Origin of the sequence: Promicromonospora thailandica, from assembly GCF_024171955.1 — a bacterium.
In the GTDB taxonomy this organism is placed as follows: Bacteria; Actinomycetota; Actinomycetes; order Actinomycetales; family Cellulomonadaceae; genus Promicromonospora; species Promicromonospora thailandica.
The window spans coordinates 238,035-258,551 of sequence record NZ_JAMTCS010000009.1 but is presented as its reverse complement, the minus strand read 5'-3'; the positions used below and the strand labels follow the sequence as shown (position 1 = coordinate 258,551).

Annotated in this window: 21 protein-coding genes; 6 read left to right on the top strand and 15 right to left on the bottom strand. The window is 72.5% G+C overall.

Annotation, left to right across the window (positions count from 1 at the left end):
* Positions 1-7 precede the first annotated feature (7 nt).
* Entirely contained in the window at positions 8-676 is a 669-nt protein-coding gene (locus tag APR03_RS16130) for an MBL fold metallo-hydrolase (protein ID WP_253837204.1), read from the bottom strand.
* A gap of 215 nt (positions 677-891) precedes the next feature.
* On the opposite strand from APR03_RS16130, the gene APR03_RS16125 reads away from it, so the two are divergent.
* The 4 genes from APR03_RS16125 to APR03_RS16110 all read left to right on the top strand — a co-directional run bounded on the left by APR03_RS16125 (position 892) and on the right by APR03_RS16110 (position 5,431).
* Positions 892-1,674, top strand: coding sequence for a peptidylprolyl isomerase (locus tag APR03_RS16125; RefSeq protein ID WP_253837203.1), 783 nt, complete (start codon positions 892-894; stop codon positions 1,672-1,674).
* Entirely contained in the window at positions 1,671-3,644 is a 1,974-nt protein-coding gene (locus tag APR03_RS16120) for a DUF349 domain-containing protein (RefSeq protein ID WP_253837201.1), read from the top strand. Before APR03_RS16125 ends, APR03_RS16120 begins: the two co-directional genes overlap by 4 nt.
* Positions 3,645-3,718: 74 nt before the next feature.
* A complete protein-coding gene (locus APR03_RS16115) occupies positions 3,719-4,330 on the top strand; it encodes a hypothetical protein (protein WP_253837199.1) in 612 nt (203 codons plus the stop codon).
* Positions 4,331-4,339: 9 nt separating this feature from the next.
* Positions 4,340-5,431 carry a DNA polymerase domain-containing protein gene (locus APR03_RS16110; protein WP_253837197.1) on the top strand — a complete coding sequence of 364 codons (1,092 nt, stop codon included), beginning with the start codon at positions 4,340-4,342 and terminating at the stop codon, positions 5,429-5,431.
* 7 nt (positions 5,432-5,438) lie between these two features.
* Here the strand turns inward: APR03_RS16110 and APR03_RS16105 are convergent, their stop codons facing one another.
* Positions 5,439-5,708, bottom strand: a complete 270-nt coding sequence (locus APR03_RS16105) for a DUF7218 family protein (protein ID WP_253837196.1) — start codon at positions 5,706-5,708, stop codon at positions 5,439-5,441.
* A gap of 123 nt (positions 5,709-5,831) precedes the next feature.
* Between APR03_RS16105 and APR03_RS16100 the strand changes: the two genes are divergently transcribed.
* Together APR03_RS16100 and APR03_RS16095 are read left to right on the top strand one after the other, a co-directional pair.
* On the top strand, positions 5,832-6,395 hold the full coding sequence (locus APR03_RS16100) for a dihydrofolate reductase family protein (protein ID WP_253837194.1): 564 nt from the start codon (positions 5,832-5,834) through the stop codon (positions 6,393-6,395).
* 14 nt (positions 6,396-6,409) lie between these two features.
* Positions 6,410-7,567, top strand: a complete 1,158-nt coding sequence (locus tag APR03_RS16095) for an ATP-dependent DNA ligase (protein WP_308216509.1) — start codon at positions 6,410-6,412, stop codon at positions 7,565-7,567.
* A gap of 8 nt (positions 7,568-7,575) precedes the next feature.
* Here the strand turns inward: APR03_RS16095 and APR03_RS16090 are convergent, their stop codons facing one another.
* The 13 genes from APR03_RS16090 to APR03_RS16030 form a co-directional block, all read right to left on the bottom strand.
* Positions 7,576-9,912, bottom strand: coding sequence for a RelA/SpoT family protein (locus APR03_RS16090; RefSeq protein WP_253837192.1), 2,337 nt, complete (start codon positions 9,910-9,912; stop codon positions 7,576-7,578).
* 76 nt (positions 9,913-9,988) lie between these two features.
* Positions 9,989-10,561 (bottom strand): adenine phosphoribosyltransferase, encoded by a 573-nt coding sequence (locus tag APR03_RS16085; RefSeq protein WP_253837241.1) that lies wholly within the window; start codon positions 10,559-10,561, stop codon positions 9,989-9,991.
* A 22-nt stretch (positions 10,562-10,583) separates the two neighbouring features.
* Positions 10,584-11,675, bottom strand: coding sequence for a protein translocase subunit SecF (gene secF, locus APR03_RS16080; protein ID WP_253837190.1), 1,092 nt, complete (start codon positions 11,673-11,675; stop codon positions 10,584-10,586).
* Positions 11,675-13,591 (bottom strand): protein translocase subunit SecD, encoded by a 1,917-nt coding sequence (gene secD, locus APR03_RS16075; protein ID WP_253837188.1) that lies wholly within the window; start codon positions 13,589-13,591, stop codon positions 11,675-11,677. The genes secF and secD overlap by 1 nt, the downstream gene beginning before the upstream one ends.
* Positions 13,592-13,672: 81 nt before the next feature.
* A complete protein-coding gene (gene yajC, locus APR03_RS16070) occupies positions 13,673-14,104 on the bottom strand; it encodes a preprotein translocase subunit YajC (RefSeq protein ID WP_253837186.1) in 432 nt (143 codons plus the stop codon).
* A 135-nt stretch (positions 14,105-14,239) separates the two neighbouring features.
* Positions 14,240-15,298, bottom strand: a complete 1,059-nt coding sequence (gene ruvB / locus APR03_RS16065) for a Holliday junction branch migration DNA helicase RuvB (protein ID WP_253837184.1) — start codon at positions 15,296-15,298, stop codon at positions 14,240-14,242.
* Positions 15,291-15,917, bottom strand: a complete 627-nt coding sequence (gene ruvA, locus APR03_RS16060; RefSeq protein ID WP_253837182.1) for a Holliday junction branch migration protein RuvA — start codon at positions 15,915-15,917, stop codon at positions 15,291-15,293. The genes ruvB and ruvA overlap by 8 nt, the downstream gene beginning before the upstream one ends.
* A gap of 251 nt (positions 15,918-16,168) precedes the next feature.
* The gene (gene ruvC / locus APR03_RS16055) at positions 16,169-16,735 is read right to left on the bottom strand and encodes a crossover junction endodeoxyribonuclease RuvC (RefSeq protein ID WP_253837180.1); all 567 of its coding nucleotides are present in this window, start codon (positions 16,733-16,735) and stop codon (positions 16,169-16,171) included.
* A 51-nt stretch (positions 16,736-16,786) separates the two neighbouring features.
* Positions 16,787-17,548: a YebC/PmpR family DNA-binding transcriptional regulator gene (locus APR03_RS16050; protein ID WP_253837178.1), complete on the bottom strand. Its 762-nt coding sequence runs from the start codon at positions 17,546-17,548 to the stop codon at positions 16,787-16,789.
* Positions 17,549-17,630: 82 nt separating this feature from the next.
* Positions 17,631-18,266, bottom strand: a complete 636-nt coding sequence (gene pdxT, locus APR03_RS16045) for a pyridoxal 5'-phosphate synthase glutaminase subunit PdxT (protein ID WP_253837176.1) — start codon at positions 18,264-18,266, stop codon at positions 17,631-17,633.
* A gap of 42 nt (positions 18,267-18,308) precedes the next feature.
* Positions 18,309-18,716: a hypothetical protein gene (locus APR03_RS16040; RefSeq protein ID WP_253837174.1), complete on the bottom strand. Its 408-nt coding sequence runs from the start codon at positions 18,714-18,716 to the stop codon at positions 18,309-18,311.
* Positions 18,713-19,315, bottom strand: a complete 603-nt coding sequence (locus tag APR03_RS16035) for a hypothetical protein (protein ID WP_253837173.1) — start codon at positions 19,313-19,315, stop codon at positions 18,713-18,715. The genes APR03_RS16040 and APR03_RS16035 overlap by 4 nt, the downstream gene beginning before the upstream one ends.
* Positions 19,308-20,516 (bottom strand): signal peptidase I, encoded by a 1,209-nt coding sequence (locus APR03_RS16030; RefSeq protein WP_253837172.1) that lies wholly within the window; start codon positions 20,514-20,516, stop codon positions 19,308-19,310. The genes APR03_RS16035 and APR03_RS16030 overlap by 8 nt, the downstream gene beginning before the upstream one ends.
* Between the last annotated feature and the right edge of the window lies 1 nt (position 20,517).

The window sequence follows — 20,517 nt, the reverse complement described above, 5'->3', positions numbered from 1 at the left end:
GGCGGTGTCAGCCCGGGTTTTCCACAGCCCGGACGAGGAACGGATTGGTGTCGAGCTCGTCGCCCACGGTGGTGGCCGGGCCGTGCCCCGGCACGACGGCGAGCGCCGGGTCGAGCGCCGCGACGACGTCGCGCAGCGTGCGGACCATGACGGCCTCGGACCCGCCGTGCAGGTCGGTGCGGCCGACCGACCCCGCGAACAGCACGTCCCCGGTCAGGACGGTGCCGTCCAGCCGGTACAGCGTCGAGCCCTCGGTGTGGCCCGGCGCGTGCAGGGCCCGCAGCGTGAGCGCGCCGAGCTCCAGCGTCGTCGAACCGTTCGGTGTGGCGAACGGCTCGACGTCGGTGGGCGCCCGGTAGTCGGCGCGGTGCAGCCCCAGGGCGGACTCCAGCGCAGGGCTGAGGGTGGCGAACGGGTCGGCGAGACGGTAGGCGTCGGCCTCGTGCAGGCGCATGGGGATGCCGTACCGGGCGCAGAGCGCCCCGGCGTCCCACGTGTGGTCGGCGTGGCCGTGCGTGGCGAGGACGGCACGCGGGGTCAGCCCGGCGTCGTCCACCAGGCGGACGACGGCGTCCGCGACGCCCGCGCCGGCGTCGACGACGACGCAGTCACCGCCCTCGGACACGACGCAGCAGTTGGTTCCGAACACGGGCGCGACCACGACGCGAAGCTGCACGGACCCACGCTATCCCGCCGCCGCCACGTGCGTCCGGGCGTGCGCGGACGCGGTGTTCACCCCTCGGTGGGACCGCTCGGACGGTATGAGCTGGCGTCGGATGCCTACACTGTCCCCGCACGGGGTGATTCGCCCCGGATCCAGTGGTGAAACGGTCCAGCCCGACCACGCCCTGGGTCGAGGCGGGCACGAGAGAGCACGGGGAAGGGAACGCGGTGGCCTCCACCAAGCAGCGGCAGCGCGCGCAGCAGGCCAAGCAGGACCGCAAGCGCGAGCAGCGGCAGGCGGCCAGGCGCGCCCGGAGGCAGCGGCTCTGGAGCCTGATCGCCCTGTTCACCGTGCTGGCCCTCGTGGGCGCCTTCGCTGTCGCGGCGCTGATCGACGACAACCGCACGGCCGACGCCGCGGACGCCGCCGCCGGGTCCTGCCCCGCCGGGGTCACCGAGGCCCGCGACTCGTACGAGCTGGCCGAACCGTCGGTCGCCGAGGACCGGACCTGGACCGTGACGCTGCGGGCGTGCTCGGGGGACACGGAGTCCGACATCGTCATGGAGCTCGACGGCTCCGCGGCGCCGCAGGCGGTCGCCAACTTCGTCAGCCTGGCCCAGGAGGGGTACTTCGACGACACCTCCTGCCACCGCCTCACCACGCAGAACATCTACGTGCTCCAGTGCGGCGACCCGACGGCCAGCGGCTCCGGCAGCCCGGGCTACAGCTTCGGCCCGATCGAGAACGACCCGGAGGACGGCGTCTACCCCGCGGGTACCGTTGCCATGGCCCGCGTGGGCGGCGACGGCGAGTCCATGGGCTCCCAGTTCTTCCTCGTCTACGAGGAATCGACCATCCCGTCCGACGACGCCGGCGGGTACACGGTCTTCGGCACGATCACATCCGGCCTGGACTTCGTCCGGGCAGTCGCTGACGAGGGGGCCGCGGCCGGTGTCACCGACGGCGCACCCGCCAACCCCGTCACCATCGAAGGAGTTGAGACCCAGTGAGCGAACCCACTTCACGCTCGTCCGAGCCCGTCCAGCAGGACGTGCCCGCCGAGCCCGTGGCCGAGACTCCGACCGCAGCCGACGCCCCCGCCGAGGCGGTGAGCGCGGCGGACAGCGCCGAGGAGGCTCCGGCAGCGGACGCCGCGCCCGAGGCCGCCGAGTCCGGGACCGCGGTGGACGCGACTCCTGAGGCTGCCGAGGAGGCCCCTGCCGAAGAGGTACCCGCGGAAGAGGCAGCCGCGGAAGAGGCACCTGCCGCGGAGACGGCGGACGCGCCCGCGGAGGTGGCGGCCGAGCCGGAGGCAGAGGCAGCCGCGACCGAGGAGCCCACCGCCACGGAGGCGCCGGCCGAGGAGGCCGCGGCCGCAGAGACCGCGACCGCCACGGAGGCACCGGCCGAGCAGCCGGTCGCCGAGGACGCACCGGGACCGGCAGAGGCGTCCGAGCCCCCGGCGGCGACCGACGACGCGCCCGCGGAAGCACCCGCCGCCGAGACCCCGGCGGCGGAGACCTCCGAGCAGGCCGACGCTCCGGCCGACGCACCCGCGGCCCAGGCCCCGGAACCCACGCCGAAGCCGTCCGCCATCCCGTCGCCCGCCGCACTGGCCCGGCCCCGGCCGCGCAAGCCCGGCACCCCGGCGGCTCCGGCCGCGCAGGCAACCCCGGCCGCCGCACCGGCACCGGTCGTGCCCGCCGCCGCCGACGCCGTCGCGCACGCCGAGGCCGAGAAGTTCGGCCGCGTGGACGACGAGGGTACGGTCTACGTGCGCGAGGCCGCCGGTGAGCGCGTCGTGGGCCAGTTCCCCGGCGTGAGCACCCCGGAGGCGCTCGCGCTGTACGTGCGCCGGTACCTGGACCTGAACGCGAAGGTCGGGCTGTTCGAGGCCCGCCTGGAGAGCGCCGACCTGTCGGTGCGGGAGATCGACCAGACCCTGCAGAAGCTGGGCGAGGAGACCGCGGAGCCGGCCGCCGTCGGCGACCTGGACGGCCTGCGCGCCCGGGTCGAGGCCCTGCGGGGCCGTGCGGCCGAGCGCCGTGCCGCCCTGGAGGCGGCGCGGGCCGCCGCGAAGGCCGAGGCCGTCGCCGCCCGCACCGCGATCGTGGAGGCCGCCGAGAAGATCGCGGCGACCGACCCGAACAAGATGCAGTGGCGCCCCGCCGGCGAGGAGCTGCGCTCCCTGCTGGACCGCTGGAAGGAGGCCCAGCGGTCCGGTCCGCGCATCGACCGCCCCACGGAGGAGTCCCTCTGGAAGCGGTTCAGCCACGCGCGCACGGCGTTCGACCGCGAGCGCCGGCACTTCTTCGCCGACCTGGAGCAGCGCAACAGCGCCGCGAAGATCGAGAAGGAGAAGCTGGTGTCCGAGGCCGAGGCGCTCTCGACCAGCACGGACTGGGGCTACACGGCCGGTGCCTACCGCGACCTCATGGCGCGATGGAAGGCGGCGGGGCGCGCGTCCCGCAAGGACGACGACGCCCTGTGGGCCCGGTTCCGGGCCGCGCAGGACCGGTTCTTCCAGGCCCGGGACGCCGAGAACGCGGTGATCGACGCGGAGTACGGCGAGAACCTCAAGGTCAAGGAGGAGCTGCTCGTCGAGGCGGAGGCGCTGGTCCCGGTCAAGGACCTGAACAAGGCCAAGGCCGCGCTGCGCAACATCCAGGAGCGCTGGGAGGAGGCCGGCAAGGTGCCCCGCGGCGACATCCAGCGTGTCGAGGGTCGGCTGCGTGCGGTCGAGACCGCGATCCGTGACGCCGACCAGGCGCAGTGGCGCCGCACCAACCCGGAGACGCGGGCGCGTGCCGAGGGCGCCGCCGCACAGCTGGAGGCCGCGATCGCCGGTCTCGAGGCCGACCTCGCCGCCGCCCAGGCCAAGGGCGACAAGCGGAAGGTGGCCGAGCTGGAGGCCGCGGTCACGGCGCGCCGCTCCTGGCTGGAGCAGGTCGTCAAGGCCGCCGAGGACTCCCGGGGCTGACGCCCGAGGACGTCGTCCACAGCGGGCCCGGTCGTGCACTGCGCGACCGGGCCCGCTGCGCATAGGTTCAGGGGATGTCGTCGTCGCTCGCCGCGCTCCTGGACGTCCGCCCGGCCCCCGCGCCCCTGCTGGTCACGCCCGCGCACGTGGGTGGCCGGGTCGCGTGGGCGGACCTGCGCCGCTCCGGCGTGCTGGTCGAGCTGTACGACGGCGCGGGGGTCGGCGCGGGCACCGTCGTCGAGCCGCGGCACCGGGCGCCGGCCCTCGCGCGCGTCGTCCCGTCCCGGTGCGTGCTGGCGGCCGCGACGGCCGCGTGGGTGCACACGGGCTGGTACGCCGGCGGGCCGGCCGCCACGTGGCCGCCGGGTGCGCCCGTGGAGGTGGCGTACGCCCCCGGGACGCACTGCCCCACGGCCCGCCCGGGCCTGCTGGTCCGGCGGACGCCGGGTCTGGCGTCCGACACGGTGCGGCTGGCGGGTGTGGCGGTCACGAGCCTGACGCGCACCGCGGTCGACGTCGCCCGCACCGTGGGTGCGGAGGCCGCGGTGCCGCTGCTCGTCGCGCTGGCGGGGCGGGGTGCTGACCTGCGTCGCGCGGCCCGGCTGCTCGACCAGCGTGCCCGCGTGGTCGGCCGGCCCGCGGCGCACCGGGCGCTCGCGGCGGCGAGAGAGCTGCTGGGACGCTAGTTTCGGACCATGGCCGCATCCAAGACCCCCGCCGTGGAGCTCGATGTCGCTGGCCGCACGGTGCGCGTCACGAGCCCTGACCGTGTCGTGTTCCCCCGCGGCATCACCAAGCTGCAGGTGGTCGAGTACTTCGTCGCGGTGGCGGACGGGATCACCGGGGCGCTGCTGCACCGTCCGACGACGTTGGAGCGCTGGCCGAAGGGCTGGCACGAGGGTGCGCACCTGGCGACGCGCACGCCGAAGCCGGACGACCCGAAGGGTGACGGCTTCTACCAGAAGCGCATCCCGCAGGGTGCCCCGCCGTACGTCGAGACGGCGACCATCGCCTTCCCGTCGGGTCGCACGGCCGACGAGGTGTGCCCCACGGAGCCGGCGGTGGTGGCCTGGGCGGCGAACATGGGCACGCTGACGTTCCACCCGTGGCCGGTGCGCCGGGACGACGTCGAGGCGGTGGACCAGCTCCGGATCGACCTGGACCCGCAGCCGGGCACGGACTTCGACGACGCCGCGGCGGTGGCCCCGCACCTGCGGGAGCTGCTGGGCGAGCTGGGTCTGACGGGGTACCCCAAGACGTCGGGCGGGCGGGGCCTGCACGTGTTCGTCCCTCTGGAGCCGCGGTGGTCGTTCACCGAGGCGCGACGCGCCACGATCGCCGTCGGGCGGGAGCTGGAGCGGCGCCTGCCGGGGAAGGTGACCACGCGGTGGTGGAAGGAGGAGCGTGGCGAGGCGATCTTCGTGGACTACAACCAGATGGCGCGCGACCGCACCATCGCGTCGGCGTACTCGATCCGCGCGAACGGGCGCGCGACCGTGTCGATGCCGCTGGACTGGGACGAGGTCGCCGACGTGCACCCGGACGACTTCGACGTGCTGACGGCGCCGGACCGGTTCGCGGAGCGGGGCGACCTGTTCGCCCCGCTCCGCGCGGACCGGGACCCGGCCCTGGACTGCTCCCTGGAGGCGGCGCTGGAGCTCGCGGCCCGCGACGAGGCCGAGGGCCTCGGTGACCTGCCCTATCCGCCGGAGTACCCGAAGATGCCGGGTGAGCCGAAGCGGGTCCAGCCGAGCCGGGCCAAGGACCGGGTCCGGTCGGAGGACTGAGCCGCGCTCAGTGCGAGCGCAGCGCCTTGATCAGCTCGTTCTTGCGCATCGACGAGCGGCCCGGGATGCCGATCTCGGCGGCCCGCTTGCGCAGGTGCTCGACGGTCCAGTCGTCGTAGTCGCCCGCCTTGCCGCCCTTGCGCCCGACGCTCTTGCGGGACGATCCGGCGGCAGCGTTGGCGATGCGCGCGGACTTCTCCTTCGAGCTGCCCTCGTCGCGCAGCTTCTCGTACAGCTCCTTGTCCTTGACGCTCGGACCCGGATCACGCTTCGGCATGGCTGCTCCTCCCGCTCGGGATCACGCTCGGGGTGGTCGTTCCCTGCCACGATGGCGCAGCCCGCCGTGACTCGCACGTGCACGATCGAGGAGTTTTGTCCGGCTCCGTGGTCGGATAGGGCCATGGGAACTCTGCGCTACTGGGCGAACATGTCCGCCGACGGGTACACGGCCGACACCGAGGGGAAGTTCGACTGGGCGATGCCGACGGACGAGGTGCACGCGTTCGTCAACGAGATGGAGGCTGACGTCTCCACGTACGTGCTGGGCCGCGACATGTACCGCACGCAGGTCTTCTGGGAGACCTACGAGGAGCAGTACGGCAACAATCCCGTGCACGCCCGGTTCGCGAGCATCTGGCGCGCCGCCGACAAGTTCGTCGCGTCGTCCACGCTGCCGCAGAAGGCCGTCACCTCGAAGCGCACCCGGATCATCCGTGACCTGCGGCCGGCCGACCTGCGGCGGATCGCGGACGAGCGGCCCGGGGTCACCGCCGTCGGCGGGCCGACGCTGGCCGCCGAGGCCATCCGGCAAGGTCTGATCGACGACTTCCGCTTCATCGTCTTCCCCGAGGTGGTGGGCGGCGGACTCGCGGCGCTGCCGCCCGGGGCCCGTCTCGGCCTGCGCCTCGCGGACATCCGCACGTTCTCCGACGGGAGCGTCTACCTGCGGTACACGCCGCGCTGAGGCAGGCTCGTCCTGTGACCACTCTCCACCTGCCCGTGCAGCCCCCGGTGCGGCCGATGCTCGCCAAGAGCGTGGCGTCGGTACCCGCACAGTCCGTCACCGGCGCCGGACCCGCCTGGGTCTACGAGCCGAAGTGGGACGGTTTCCGCGCGATCGTCTACCGCGACGGAGACGAGGTGCGGATCGACTCCCGCAACGGCAAGCCCATGGACCGCTACTTCCCGGACGTCGTCGCGGCCGTCCGGGAGGCCCTGCCGGAACGCTGCGTCGTGGACGGCGAGATCGTGATCGCGCGGGCGCCCGACGGCGGCGCGGCGCACCTGGACTTCGACCTGCTGTCGCAGCGGATCCACCCGGCGGCGTCCCGGGTGACCATGCTCGCGGAGACCACACCGGCCGCGCTCGTGGTGTTCGACGTGCTGGCCCTGGGCGACGACCCGCTCATGGACCGGCCCCTGTCCGAACGGGTCGCGGCGCTGGACGGTCTGGGGCTCTCCGGCCCGCTGGTCTTCGCGACGCCCCGCACGCAGGACGCGGCGGTGGCGGAGGGGTGGTTCGACTCGTTCGAGGGCGCGGGGCTGGACGGCGTCGTCGCCAAGCCCGCGGACGGCGCGTACGCGCCGAACAAGCGCGCCATGCTGAAGATCAAGCACTCCCGCACGGCCGACGTGGTTCTGGCCGGCTACCGCCTGCACAAGACCTCGACGGAGCAGGCGCCGCTGGTGGGGTCGCTGCTGCTCGGCCTCTGGGACGAGGACGGGCCCGAGCCCCGCCTCCAGTTCGTCGGGGTCGCGGCGTCCTTCTCGGCCGCCCGGCGGGCCGAGCTGGTGGAGGAGCTGGCCCCGCTCGTCGTCGAGCCCGGTACGCCGGCCGCGGAGGAGCATCCCTGGCACGGGTGGACCGACCCTGCGGGCGCCGAGGCCGGGGACAGGCTGCCGGGCGCACAGTCCCGCTGGAGCGCGGGCAAGGACCTGTCGTTCACTCCCCTGCGCGCCGAGCGGGTGCTCGAGGTGGGTTACGACCACATGGAGAACAGCCGGTTCCGGCACACCGCGCAGTTCAAGCGCTGGCGCCCGGACCGTGACCCGGGGTCGTGCACGTACGAGCAGCTCGACGAGCCGGTCGGCTACGACCTCGCCACGCTCCTGCCGGGCGCCCCGACCGCCCGCTGAGTGCGGGATCAGACCGGGAGCTGGGGGCGTTCCACCGGTTTCGTGCCCGTGATGCGGTGGACGTCGAAGACGCCCTCGACCTTGCGGACCGCCGAGAGGACGGTCGCGAGGTGCGCCGGCTCGGCCATCTCGAAGATGAACCGGGAGACGGCGAGCCGGTCGTCCGACGTCGAGACGAACGCCGACAGGATGTTCACGTGGTTCTCGGACAGCACGCGCGTCACGTCCGACAGGAGCCGCGAGCGGTCCAGCGCCTCGACCTGGATCTGCACCAGGAACATCGTGTTGGCGCCCTGGGTCCACTCGACGTCGACCAGGCGTTCCGGCTGCTTGCGCAGGCCGTCCAGGTTCACGCAGTCGGTGCGGTGCACGCTCACGCCCTGGCCGCGCGTCACGAAGCCGACGATGTCGTCGCCCGGCACCGGCGTGCAGCACTTGGCGAGCTTGACCCACACGTCGGAGGAGTCGTTGCCCTTGAGCATGACGCCCGGGTCGCCCGAGCGCACGCGCCGGGCCGTGAGCCCGCCGGGGCGGGCCGCCTCCGCGACGTCCTCCTCCGCGCCGTCCGCCCCGCCGAGGGCCTTGACCAGCTTGTCCACGACGTGCGCCGACGAGATCTGCCCCTCGCCGACCGCCGCGTACAGCGCCGAGACGTCCTGGTAGTTCATCTCGTTCGCAACCCCGACCAGCGCCTCGTGCGACATGAGGCGCTGGATCGGCAGGCCCTGCTTGCGCATCGCCTTGGCGATCGAGTCCTTGCCGGTCTCGACGGCCTCCTCGCGGCGCTCCTTGGTGAACCACTGCCGGATCTTGTTGCGGGCGCGCGGCGACTTCACGAACCCGAGCCAGTCGCGGCTCGGCCCCGCAGTCTCCGACTTGGAGGTCAGGATGTCGACCACGTCGCCGTTCTCGAGCGGCGAGTCCAGCGGCACGAGCCGGCCGTTGACGCGGGCACCCATGGTGCGGTGCCCCACCTCGGTGTGCACGGCGTAGGCGAAGTCGACCGGTGTCGCGCCGCCCGGCAGGGCCATCGCCTGGCCCTTCGGCGTGAACACGTAGACCTCGTCGCCGCCGATCTCGAACCGCAGCGAGTCGAGGAACTCCGCGGGGTCGGCGGTCTCGCGCTGCCAGTCCACGAGCTGGCGCAGCCAGGCCATGTCCTGGTTCTTCGGGTCGGCGCCCCCACCCGGCGGCGTCTTCTCCTTGTACTTCCAGTGCGCGGCCACGCCGTACTCGGCGCGGCGGTGCATGTCGTGCGTGCGGATCTGGATCTCCACGGGCTTCCCGCCCGGGCCGATCACCGTCGTGTGCAGCGACTGGTACATGTTGAACTTCGGCATCGCGATGTAGTCCTTGAACCGGCCGGGGACCGGGTTCCACCGCGCGTGCATGGCGCCGAGCGCCGCGTAGCAGTCGCGCACCGTGTCCACCAGGACGCGGGTGCCGACGAGGTCGTAGATCTCCGCGAAGTCGTGCCCGCGCACGATCATCTTCTGGTAGATCGAGTAGTAGTGCTTCGGCCGGCCCGTCACCGTGGCCTTGATCTTGGCGCTGCGCAGGTCGGACTCGATCTGCCCGCGCACCACGCCGAGGTACTCCTCGCGGGCGGGCGCACGCTCGGCCACCAGGTGCACGATCTCGTCGTACACCTTGGGGTACAGGGTCTGGAAGGACAGGTCCTCCAGCTCCCACTTGATGGTGTTCATGCCCAGCCGGTGGGCCAGCGGCGCGTAGATCTCGACGGTCTCGCGCGCCTTGCGCTCCGCCGACTTCGACGGCACGTACTTCCACGTGCGGGCGTTGTGCAGGCGGTCGGCGAGCTTGATGACCAGCACGCGGATGTCCTTGGCCATGGCCACGACCATCTTGCGCACGGTCTCGGCCTGGGCCGCGTCGCCGTACTTCACCTTGTCGAGCTTCGTGACGCCGTCCACCAGCAGCGCGACGTCGTCCCCGAAGTCGGCGCGCAGGGTGTCCAGCGCGTAGTCGGTGTCCTCCACCGTGTCGTGCAGCAGCGCGGCCGCGATCGTCGTCCCCTCGAAGCCGAGCTCCGCGAGGATCGTCGAGACCGCGACGGGGTGCGTGATGTACGGGTCGCCGCTCTTGCGCATCTGCCCGCGGTGCGCCTTCTCCGCGACCACGTAGGCGCGCTCGATGAGCGCCACGTCAGCCTTGGGGTGGTTGCTGCGGATCGCCTGGAGCAGCGGCTCGATGGCCGCCGGTGTCCCGCCGCCCACGTTGCGGACGCCGAGCCGCGCGAGCCGGTTCCGCATCCGGTTGCCGCCCGGAGGCGTCGGCGCGTTCTTCTCGGGCACCGGAGCGCGTGACACCGTGTTCTCAGCCATGTACGCGCCTCCTTCCCCGGGTCGAACCCGGAGTCGCCAGTCTAGCCCTGGACCTCTATTCCCCGACCCGGCCGGGTCATCCACCGGACGGTGTGCTCACCCGCAGGAGAGTATCGACGTTGCGGCCGGTCAGCCTCTCCCGGCCGTGGAGTGCGTCCAGCTCGAGCAGGAATGCGAGCCCGGCGACCACTCCTCCGCACTGCTCCACCAGCTGTGCCGCCGCCGCGGCGGTGCCGCCGGTGGCCAGGACGTCGTCGATGATGAGAACGCGCGCACCCGGGGTCAGTGTTCCCGAGCGCAGCTCGATGGCCGCCGACCCGTACTCCAGGTCGTAGGACACGCTCTCGGTGGGCGGCGGCAGCTTGCCCGCCTTGCGCAGGGGCAGGAACCCCAGGCCGAGCGCGTGCGCCACGGGGGCGCCGAACAGGAAGCCCCGGGCCTCCATGCCGGCCACCACGTCGACGCCGTCGGCCAGCGCCAGGCGGGTGAACGCCTCCACGACGTCGGCCAGGCCCTCGGCGTCGGCCAGGAGCGGCGTGATGTCCTTGAACAGGATGCCGGGGGACGGGAAGTCAGGGACGTCCGCGATCAGCTCGCGAACGCGCGTCGCCCTCTCCGGCAGCAGGCCGGAGAGGGCGACGTCGGTCATGTCGTCTGCCACGAGGCGGAGCCTACCGGCGCCGCCTGGGCTGGGCGGACTGACCCTGGTGATGCCCCGGGACGAGCTGGGCCGAACCGGACGCGGCGGCGGCCAGGACGGACTCGTCCGCGCCGTCGGCCACGAGGCCGGCCCGCAGGTCCATGACCTTCTTCGTGTGCGCGGCGATCTTGGGCTCGCGCTCCCGCAGCGCCACGTCCAGCGGCGTGGCCAGGAACAGCGACGACAGGGCGCCCGCGGCGATGCCGACAAACAGCGACAGGGAGATGTCCTTCAGCGTGCCGGCCCCCAGCAGGAAGCCGCCGACGAAGAGGATGCCCGCCACCGGGAGCAGCGCGACCACCGAGGTGTTGATGGACCGGACCAGGGTCTGGTTCACCGCGAGGTTGGCCCGCTCGGCGTACGTGCTGCGGGTCTGCTCGAGCACCGTGTCCGTGTTCTCACGGACCTTGTCGAAGACGACCATCTTGTCGTACAGCGAGAAGCCGAGGATCGTCAGGAAGCCGATGATGGTCGACGGCGTGACCTCCCAGCCGATCACCGCGTAGACGCCGGCCGAGATGAGCACGTCCGCGAGCATCGCGACGATCGCGGCCACGGACATGCGCCAGGCCCGGAAGTAGATCGCCATGAAGATCGCGGCGGCCGCGACGAACGCCACGGTGCCCCACAGCGCGCGCAGGCTCACCGACTGGCCCCAGGTGGGGCCGATGAAGTTCGACGTGACCTCGTTGACGTCCACGCCGTACGCGTCGGCCAGCGCCTCTGCGACCTGGTCGGTCTGCTGGTCGTCGAGCTCGGAGACCTGCACGCGGACGGCGTTCGCGCCGACCTGGGTGATGTGCGGCTCCTCGCCGGGTGCCACGGTGGCCACCGCATCGATCGCCAGGTCCTCGTCGGTGCTGGATGCCCCCGAGACGGTGAACTCGGACCCGCCGCGGAAGTCGATACCGAGGTTCAGGCCCTGGAAGACCAGCACCAGGATCGAGGCGGCGGAGAACAGCGCCACGATCGAGAACCAGATGCCGCGCTTCTGGATGATCGGGTACGACCGGCGTCCGGTGTAGAGGTCGTTGCCCCACTGGGCAAAGCCGCGTGCAGCCATCAGCGCTTCTCCTCGTTCTGAGCCGGCTGGGTCGTCTCTGCGGACCCCGCGGCAGCCTTGCGCTCGGCGGCACGCCGCTCCGCGATCGTCATCCTGCGGCCGTCCTCCGTCACCCGGGGCGCCGGGGCCACGGACTGCGCCGTGACGAGCTCGCGCTCGTCCTGCGGTGCGTCGACGGGGGCGTCGGCCGTGGCCGGGCCGGAGAAGCGGCCCGCACCGCGGTACCGCGGTGGCGACTCGATACGGTCGGCCGACAGGCCGGACGCCTTGTGCCCGTCGCGGAAGAACGGCACCTTGGCGAGCAGCTCCATGACCGGGTGGGTGAACCAGATGACCACCATGACGTCGATGATCGTCGTCAGACCCAGCGTGAACGCGAAGCCGCGCACACCGCCGACCGTCATGAAGTACAGGATGACCGCGGAGAGCAGGTTCACGGCCTTCGCGGCGTAGATCGTGCGCCGGGCGCGGGTCCAGCCGCGCTGGACGGCCAGCCGCAGCGAGCGGCCGTCCCGCAGCTCGTCACGGATACGTTCGAAGTACACGATGAACGAGTCCGCGGTGAAGCCGATGGCCACGATCAGACCGGCGACACCCGGCAGGGACAGGCGGTAGCCGATGCCCCAGCTCAGGAGCGCGATCACCACGTAGGTCATGGCGGCGGCCACGACCAGCGAGGCCACGGTCAGCATGCCGAGCGTGCGGTACTGGAAGAGCGAGTACACGACGACCAGCGCGAGGCCGATGAGGCCGGCGAACAGGCCGCGCTGCAGCTGCTCCGAACCCAGGGTGGCCGAGATCTGGTTCTGCCCCTCGACCTCGAAGGTCAGCGGCAGCGAACCGAAGCTGAGCTGGTTGGCCAGCGTCGCGGCCGTGCTCTGCGTGAACGAGCCGGAGATGCTCGCCTGGCCGTTGGTGATCGGCTCGTTGATGCTCGGGGCGGAGACCACCAGGCTGTCGAGCACGATCGCGAACTGGTTGCGGGGCTGCTCGAGCGTGAAGAGCCGCTCCGTGCTCTCCCGGAAGTTCCGGGCACCCTCGGAGTTGAGGTCGAGGCTGACGCCCCAGACGTTCGAGACGGTGCCGTTCGCGTTCGGGATGAGGCCGGACGTCGCCGAGCTGAGGTCGGTGCCGTCCACCTCGACCGGACCGAGCACGTACTTCGCGACGCCCGTCTGGTCGCAGGTGACCAGCGGGAGGTCGGGCCGGTCGCCGCCACCGCCCTGCAGGTTCTCCGGGTTGGTGCAGTCGAGCTCGTCGAAGGCGGCCTGCACCGACGGCGTGATCTGGGCCAGGTCGGAGGCGTCGGTGGCGGCCTCGACGGCCGCCTCCTGCTCGGCGATCTCGTCCGGGGTGAACCCGCCGGGGGCCTCCTCGCCCTCCGCGGCGTCGCCCTCGGTGCCCTCACCCTCGGCACCCTCGCCCTCCGCGCCCGCGTCGTCGGCGGCGTCGCCGGACGCGGACGGGCTGGCCGAGGGCTGCACCGTGGGGGTCGGGTTGCCGATCGTCAGGACCGGGCGGAACTTCATCTGCGCGGCCTTGGAGATCAGCGCGACGGTCTCGTCGTCGACCTCGCCCGGGATCTCGACCACGATCTGCCGTGCGCCCTGGCTGGAGATCTCGGCCTCGGTGACGCCGTTGGCGTCGACACGCTGCCGGATGACCCCGATGGCCTCCTCCATCGCCTCCGGGGTGACCTCGGATCCGTCAGAGGTGACGGCCCTCAGGATGACCTGGGTGCCGCCCTGAAGATCGAGGGCCAGACCGGGGGCCAGGCTCGCGCCGTCCGGATTGTCGCTCGACTTACCGTCGAGCTGCCAACCTGCCAAGAGGGCGCCGAAGGGCAGCAGGATCGTCAGGATCGTGAGGAGCACGATCGTGCGAACCGGCCGCGAGCGCCGGGTGTCAGTCGCCAACGTCTGTCTCTTCTCGTGTGCGCGCCGGGGTACGTCCGACGCGGGTTCGGCGCCGTCCGGGGTCACCGGACGGCGCGGCCGTCACTTGCCGTCCGCGTCGGCGTCCCGTCGCTGCTGCTCCCGGTACTCGCGCTGGGCGGTGTCCAGGCCGGAGAGATCGTCGGGAACGTCGTTCGCGTCCGGGGTGATGGTACTTGCCGTTTCGCTGTTCGATGTGACGTCGGCCTCATCGGCCGCGTCGTCGTCGGCGACGGGCTCGTCGATCTTCTTCGCGATGGCGGCGCGGAGCCAGGTCGTGGGGCTGCCCGGGAAGGACTCGATGGTCACCTGGTCCGTGGACTCGTCGACGTCGACGACGGTGCCGATCATGCCGGAGGCGGTCATGACCTTGGTCCCGATCGTGAGGTTGTTCCGGAACTCGGCCGCCTCGCGCTGCTGCTTGCGGGTGCGGGAGGACATGAAGAACATCACCACGAGGAGGATCGCGATGAGGATGAGGAATGTGGGGTCCACAGTGGATGGTCCTGTTCGATTGCTGGGTCGGGTGTGCCACGCACGCACGTCACGCACAGGTACGACGAGGACCCCACCAGTGTAGTGCTCGGGGCGAATCCTCGGATCGCGGCGGACGGCGCCACTGGGACAACGTCAGAGCTCGGGCAAAGTTCCCTGCGTTCCCTGCTGCGGGGGCGGCGTGAGGCCCAGGTGCTCCCAGGCGGCGAGCGTGGCCACGCGGCCGCGCGGGGTGCGGCCGATCAGCCCCTCGCGCACGAGGTAGGGCTCCGCGACGGTCTCGACGGTCTCGGCCTCCTCCCCCACGGTCATGGCGAGGGTGGACAGGCCCACGGGGCCGCCACCGAACCGGGTGCACAGCGCGGTGAGGACGGCGCGGTCGAGGCGGTCCAGGCCGATGGGGTCCACCTCGTAGACCTCCAGGGCCGACCGGGCGGCGTGCAGGTCGAGCCGGCCGTCGCCGCGCACCTGTGCCCAGTCGCGCACACGGCGCAGCAGCCGGTTGGCGATGCGGGGGGTGCCGCGGGAGCGGCCGGCGATCTCGTGGGCGGCCGCGTGCTCGAGGTGGACTCCGAGCAGCCCGGAGGAGCGCAGGATCACGCGTTCCAGCTCCGCGGCCGAGTAGTAGTCCATGTGGCCGGTGAACCCGAAGCGGTCGCGCAGCGGGGCGGGCAGCAGGCCGGAGCGGGTGGTGGCGCCGACCACGGTGAACCGGGGCAGGGCGAGCGGGATCGCGGAGGCGCCGGCGCCCTTGCCGACCACGACGTCGACCCGGAAGTCCTCCATGGCGACGTACAGGAGCTCCTCGGCGGGCCGGGCGAGCCGGTGGATCTCGTCGATGAACAGCACGTCGCCCTCCTCCAGGGAGGACAGGACGGCGGCGAGGTCGCCGGCGTGCTGGATGGCCGGGCCGCTGGTGAGCCGCAGGTGGGACTCGAGCTCGCCCGCGATGATCATGGCCAGGGTGGTCTTGCCCAGGCCGGGCGGGCCGGACAGGAGCACGTGGTCGGGCGGGTTGCCGCGGGCGAGGGCGGCCTGGAGCACGAGGGAGAGCTGGTCGCGCACGACCTGCTGGCCCACGAAGTCGTCGAGCCGCTTGGGGCGCAGCGCGGCCTCGGCGGCACGCTCGACCTCGTCGGCGCTGGGGGCGACGATGCGCCCCGTACCGTCCGCCTCGGTCGAGACCTCAGCCACGGTGGCCTCCCAGCAGGCGCAGCGCGGCGCGCAGCGTGGACGCCACCTCGTCGGCGGCGACCGTCTCGGCGCCGGTCTCGGCCAGCACCTTCGCGACGGCCTCGTCGGCCTGCTTGGCAGGCCAGCCGAGGCCGGTCAGGGCCTCCACGACCCGCTCGGTGTGGTCGCCGACGACCGGCGCGGCGTCGGGCGTGGGCCCCGCGGTCCCGGTGCCGGTCGCGGGCCCGAGCCGGTCGCCCAGCTCCAGGACGATCCGCTGGGCGCCCTTCTTGCCGATGCCGGGCACGCGGGTGAGGGCGGCGAGGTCCTCCCCCGCGACCGCGCGGCGCAGGGCGTCGGGGGTGTGCACCGCGAGCATCGCGAGCGCGAGGCGCGGGCCGACGCCGGAGACCGTCTGCACCACCTCGAACACGTCCCGCTCGTCGGCGTCGCCGAACCCGTACAGGGTCATCGAGTCCTCGCGGACGACCATGCTGGTGGCGACGGTGGCCGTCTCGCCGTGGCGTAGCGTGGCGAGCGTCGTGGGCGTGGCGTGCACGAGGTAGCCGACGCCGCCGACGTCCACCACCGCGCGGTCCAGGCCCACGTGGGCCACCGTCCCGGTCAGCGAGGCGATCACGGGCTCCCCCTCCTCAGCGTGCTCTCCGGCTGTGCGTGCCGTTCACGGGTCGAACGCCCGTGCGAGAACCCTAACAACCCGGCACGCCGGCGCCGGCCCCCCACGCCGGGTGTCTCCCGCCCGCGGCGGCGCCGCCCGTCGACTGCAGAGTTGATGACGCCTGGCGCCCCCGAGGGCGTCAGGAACTCTGCAGTCGACAGCTCCCGGGCGAGGAAGTCTGCAGTCGGCATGCGGCGGGGCGAGGCAGGCCGTCAGCGTCGGGGGCGCTGCTTGGCGGCCTGTTCTGCGGCGGCCCAGGCCCGCTGGGCGGGCGTGAGCTCGTGCCGGTCGCCGCCCTGCAGGGCCCCGGCGGGACGCCACAGGTGGCAGACGGCGAGCGCGAGGGCGTCGGCGGCGTCGGCCGGCCGGGGCGCCTCCTCGAGGTCGAGGATGCGGGTGATCATGGTCGTCACCTGGGCCTTGTCGGCGCGGCCGGAACCGGTCACCGCGGCCTTCACCTCGGACGGGGTGTGCAGCGCGACGGGCACGTTCCGCCGGGCGGCCGCCACCATGGCCAGGCCCGCCGCCTGGGCGGTGCCCATCACCGTGCCGACGTTGTGCTGCGCGAAGACCCGCTCGACCGCGACCACGTCGGGCACGTGCTCGTCGAGCCACCGGTCCAGGCCCTCGGCGATCCGGAGCAGGCGCAGGTCGGTCGAGAGGTCGGCGTCCGACCGGATCACGCCGACGGCCACCATCCGGGCGCGGCGTCCCGGCAGGGAGTCGACGACTCCGACGCCGCACCTGGTCAGACCGGGGTCAACACCGAGAACGCGCACGGAGGAAACCCTCTCATGCGCGTTCCGCGGTGCTGCGACGACTCGCCTGCGTCACTCCTCGTCGTCGAGTGCCGCCATGACCTCGTCGCTCGCGTCGAAGTTGGCGTAGACGTTCTGCACGTCGTCGCTGTCCTCGAGCGCGTCGATGAGGCGCATGATCTTGCGGGCGCCCTCGACGTCCACCTCGACCTGCATGGAGGGGTGGAAGATCACGTCGGCCGAGTCGTACTCGATGCCGGCCTCCTGGATGGCCGTGCGCACGGACACCAGGTCGGTGGCCTCGGTGAGGACCTCGATGACCTCGCCCTGGTCGGTGACGTCCTCGGCGCCGGCGTCGAGCGCGGCGAGCATGACCTCGTCCTCGCCCACCCCGTCGGCCTTCGGCACCACGATCAGGCCCTTGCGGGAGAACAGGTACGACACCGATCCCGGGTCGGCGAGGTTGCCGCCGTTGCGGGAGAACGCCAGGCGCACCTCGGAGGCGGCGCGGTTCTTGTTGTCGGTGAGGCACTCCACCAGGACGGCGATGCCGTTCGTGCCGTAGCCCTCGTACATGATCGTCTGGTAGTCGACGGCGTCGGCGCCCTCGCCGGAGCCGCGCTTGACCGCACGATCGATGTTGTCGTTGGGGACCGACGACTTCTTCGCCTTCTGGACCGCGTCGAACAGCGTCGGGTTACCGGCGAGGTCGCCCCCGCCCGTCCGCGCCGCGACCTCGATGTTCTTGATCAGCTTCGCGAAGAGCTTGCCGCGCTTGGCGTCGATCGCGGCCTTCTTGTGCTTGGTCGTGGCCCACTTGGAGTGACCTGACATGCCTTTACCTGACTCCTTGCGTTTACGGTGACTCGTGTGCGGTGACTGGTGCAGTGGCGTCGAACGGTACCGGGACGACCGCTCAGCCGCCCGCAACCATGCCGGCGAACAGCCCGTGCACACGCGTGTCCCCCGTGATCTCGGGGTGGAACGCGGTGGCGAGCAGCGGCCCCTGCCGTGCTGCGACAATTCTACCGGCGGCCGCCACCGGACGGCCTTGCGTATCCACAGCCGGGATGCGCGCCAGCACCTCGACGTCCCGGCCGGCCTCCTCGATCCAGGGCGCGCGGATGAACGCGGTGCGCACCGGGCCGCCGTCACCGACGTCGGAGATTCCCGTGAGCTCGAGGTCCGTCTCGAACGAGTCGACCTGGCGGCCGAACGCGTTGCGCCGCACCACGACGTCCATGCCGCCCACCGTCTGCTGGTCGGCCGTGCCGTCCAGGATCCGGTCGGCGAGAAGGATCATCCCCGCGCACGAGCCGTAGACCGGCAGGCCCTCCTTGATGCGCGCCTGCAGCAGGTCGCGCAGGTCGAAGATGCGCAGCAGCTTGTCGATCGTCGTGGACTCGCCGCCGGGCAGGACGAGGCCGTCCACGGCGGTCAGCTCGGCGGGACGTCGCACCGTCACGGCGCGCGCCCCCACGGACTCGAGGGCTACCAGGTGCTCGCGGACGTCGCCCTGCAGGGCGAGGACGCCGATGGTCGGGGTGATCACAACCCACCATTCTACGGCGCGCGCCAGAGCCCGACGGGGGCCTCAGCCGCACAGCGAGACCGCCGCCACGGTGTAGGTGAGCCGGTTCGACGGGACCGACGTCCACGTGGTGCCCGTGAACTGCCGCTGTGCGGTGACCCAGAACGTGCCCTGCCCGATCAGGTCCAGGGCGAGGAAGCTCGTCCCCGTGGTCACCTGCGTACGCGCGCCGTTCGCCCCGTAGTGCACCACGTACCTCGTCGCGCCGGTCACAGAGGTCCAGTCGAACCTCACCGATGCGACGCCGACCGCACCGCACCGTGCGGTCGGCGCGGGCAAGACCGCCGTCGCCACGGCTCCGGACCGCACTGTCCCCTGGTCGGTCCACCAGGCCCACGCCGAAACCGTACCGCCCGCGAGCAGCAGCAGCGCCAGCGCCACCATCACCAGCCGCAACCGTGCACGTCTCATGGCGCCGCCGCCTGCCGTGCGGAGACCGCGAACGCGACCGTGGTGGTCTGGTTCTGCACGCTGCTCGGCGCATCGCTGTCGAGCCCGAGCACCACGCACAGGGTGATCACGGTCTCCGCCGCGGCGAAGGTGCCAGGCAGGAACGTCGACGGCGTCGTACCGACCGGCTGCCTGGTGACGAGGGTGGTTCCGGAGCAGGTCCCGGTTCGCAACCCGTCCACCGTCGTGTTGCTGGGCGCACCGTCCCGGGTCACGGTGACCAGGAGGTCCGGCCCCAGCACGTCGGACTCCGCCGACACCGTGCCCGAGACCGTCAGGTCGGTGGTCCCGCCGGCGCGCAGCACCATCGCCCGCGCGACGCTCTCCCCGGGGAGCGCCGCAGGCAGGGTGAGCACCGGGTAGGACCAAGTGCCGCCCGGACCCACAAGGAACTCCTGACCGGTCGCCGGTCCACCTGTCAGGTCCAGCCGGCCCGATGCCACGGGCGGCGCCTGGGCCGTCCCTGCGACCGACCACCACGCCCATGCGACACCACCGCTCGCGCAGAGCGCCAGGACGAGCAGCGCCACGACGCCTGCCCGGTACCTTCTCTCAGCCATGCCGCCTCCACAGGGCCGTCCCGGCAAGCACCGCGGCCACGGCCAGGAGCAGCAGAACGAGCGGGTTCGCTCCCGTCGGGGCCAGCGGTTCTTGCTCCGGGGCCACCGGCGCACCTGGCTCCTGCCCTGGCGGCACCGCGACGTCCGTCAGCGCGACGCGGATCTCGAGCGCCACGCGCGACCTCTGAGTCTCGTTCATGGCTCCTGACGCGAACGCCACCTCGACGTCCACCGGGACCACGTCACCCGGCGCGAGCACTACCGGAGCCGACCGCACGCCGTGACGCCACGCCGCACCGGCGAGCCGGGTGCGGAAGGACAGCTCGCGTGTCAGCACCTCGGATCCGGGCCCCATCAGCACCTCTGCCTGCCCTGCAACGGGAGCCCGCGAGTCGTTGCGCACGTAGAAGGTCGCACTCGCCACATCGCCCGGGACCCACCGCATCCCCCTGTCGAACAGCGGCGAGACACTGTCCTGGTTCCACGTCCGGCCGTCCAGGCTGAGCCCCACCGATGGTGGTCGGTCCGGCGCACCCGCCTCCGCTCGCGCCGGCGCCCCTGGTGTCCATACCGATCCGGACAACACGACGGCAAGGACCAGTCCCGTGGCCCGGGACCCGCCGGACGACCCCCGTGCAGAGCTCGACCGCCTCGCGGTCGGTCCGGTCCCCGCGGTCTGCGTCACGGCCCGACGCTCCTGGACCGCGGCACGGACCTGCCAGCCCGCGTATCCGATCAGCCCGACCGCGAGCACGGCGGTCAGCGTCTCGCGCTGCTCACCCGTCAGCAACGTGCCGGCCCGGCCGAGGTAGGGCACGAAGTACCAGAGGCGCCCCTGCACCTGGACCGCCCGGACCGGATGTACGTCATCGGCACCGTTCGCATCGCCCCGCGTTCGAAAGGTGCGCTCGCCCGCAGCGGTGGAACCGATCCCGACCACGCGGTGCGTCGCCACGACGGGCTCGCCCGAGCGGACCTGATAGGTGATGACATCGCCGGTCCGGATACCCGCAGGATCCACCGGGCGTACGACGACCAGCGCCCCCGCAGGCAGAGTCGGCGCCATCGATCCACTGAGCACCACGTACGGGGTCGCCCCGGTGAGTCGGGGCACCAGCACGCCGGCGGCCAGGGCCGCCCCACCGAGCACGATCACGACCACTGCGGCGACGCGCCCCAGGAAGAGGAGCACGGTTCGCATG

Excerpts from the sequence above, each read along its gene's own strand:
- APR03_RS16115 (WP_253837199.1), top strand. The coding sequence starts at position 3,719 with ATGTCGTCGTCGCTCGCCGCGCTCCTGGACGTCCGCCCGGCCCCCGCG.
- APR03_RS16090 (WP_253837192.1), bottom strand. The coding sequence starts at position 9,912 with ATGGCTGAGAACACGGTGTCACGCGCTCCGGTGCCCGAGAAGAACGCG.
- secF (WP_253837190.1), bottom strand. The coding sequence starts at position 11,675 with ATGGCTGCACGCGGCTTTGCCCAGTGGGGCAACGACCTCTACACCGGA.
- APR03_RS16030 (WP_253837172.1), bottom strand. The coding sequence starts at position 20,516 with ATGCGAACCGTGCTCCTCTTCCTGGGGCGCGTCGCCGCAGTGGTCGTG.
- APR03_RS16035 (WP_253837173.1), bottom strand. The coding sequence starts at position 19,315 with ATGGCTGAGAGAAGGTACCGGGCAGGCGTCGTGGCGCTGCTCGTCCTG.
- APR03_RS16085 (WP_253837241.1), bottom strand. The coding sequence starts at position 10,561 with ATGACCGACGTCGCCCTCTCCGGCCTGCTGCCGGAGAGGGCGACGCGC.
- APR03_RS16100 (WP_253837194.1), top strand. The coding sequence starts at position 5,832 with ATGGGAACTCTGCGCTACTGGGCGAACATGTCCGCCGACGGGTACACG.
- APR03_RS16105 (WP_253837196.1), bottom strand. The coding sequence starts at position 5,708 with ATGCCGAAGCGTGATCCGGGTCCGAGCGTCAAGGACAAGGAGCTGTAC.
- APR03_RS16050 (WP_253837178.1), bottom strand. The coding sequence starts at position 17,548 with ATGTCAGGTCACTCCAAGTGGGCCACGACCAAGCACAAGAAGGCCGCG.
- APR03_RS16110 (WP_253837197.1), top strand. The coding sequence starts at position 4,340 with ATGGCCGCATCCAAGACCCCCGCCGTGGAGCTCGATGTCGCTGGCCGC.
- APR03_RS16040 (WP_253837174.1), bottom strand. The coding sequence starts at position 18,716 with ATGAGACGTGCACGGTTGCGGCTGGTGATGGTGGCGCTGGCGCTGCTG.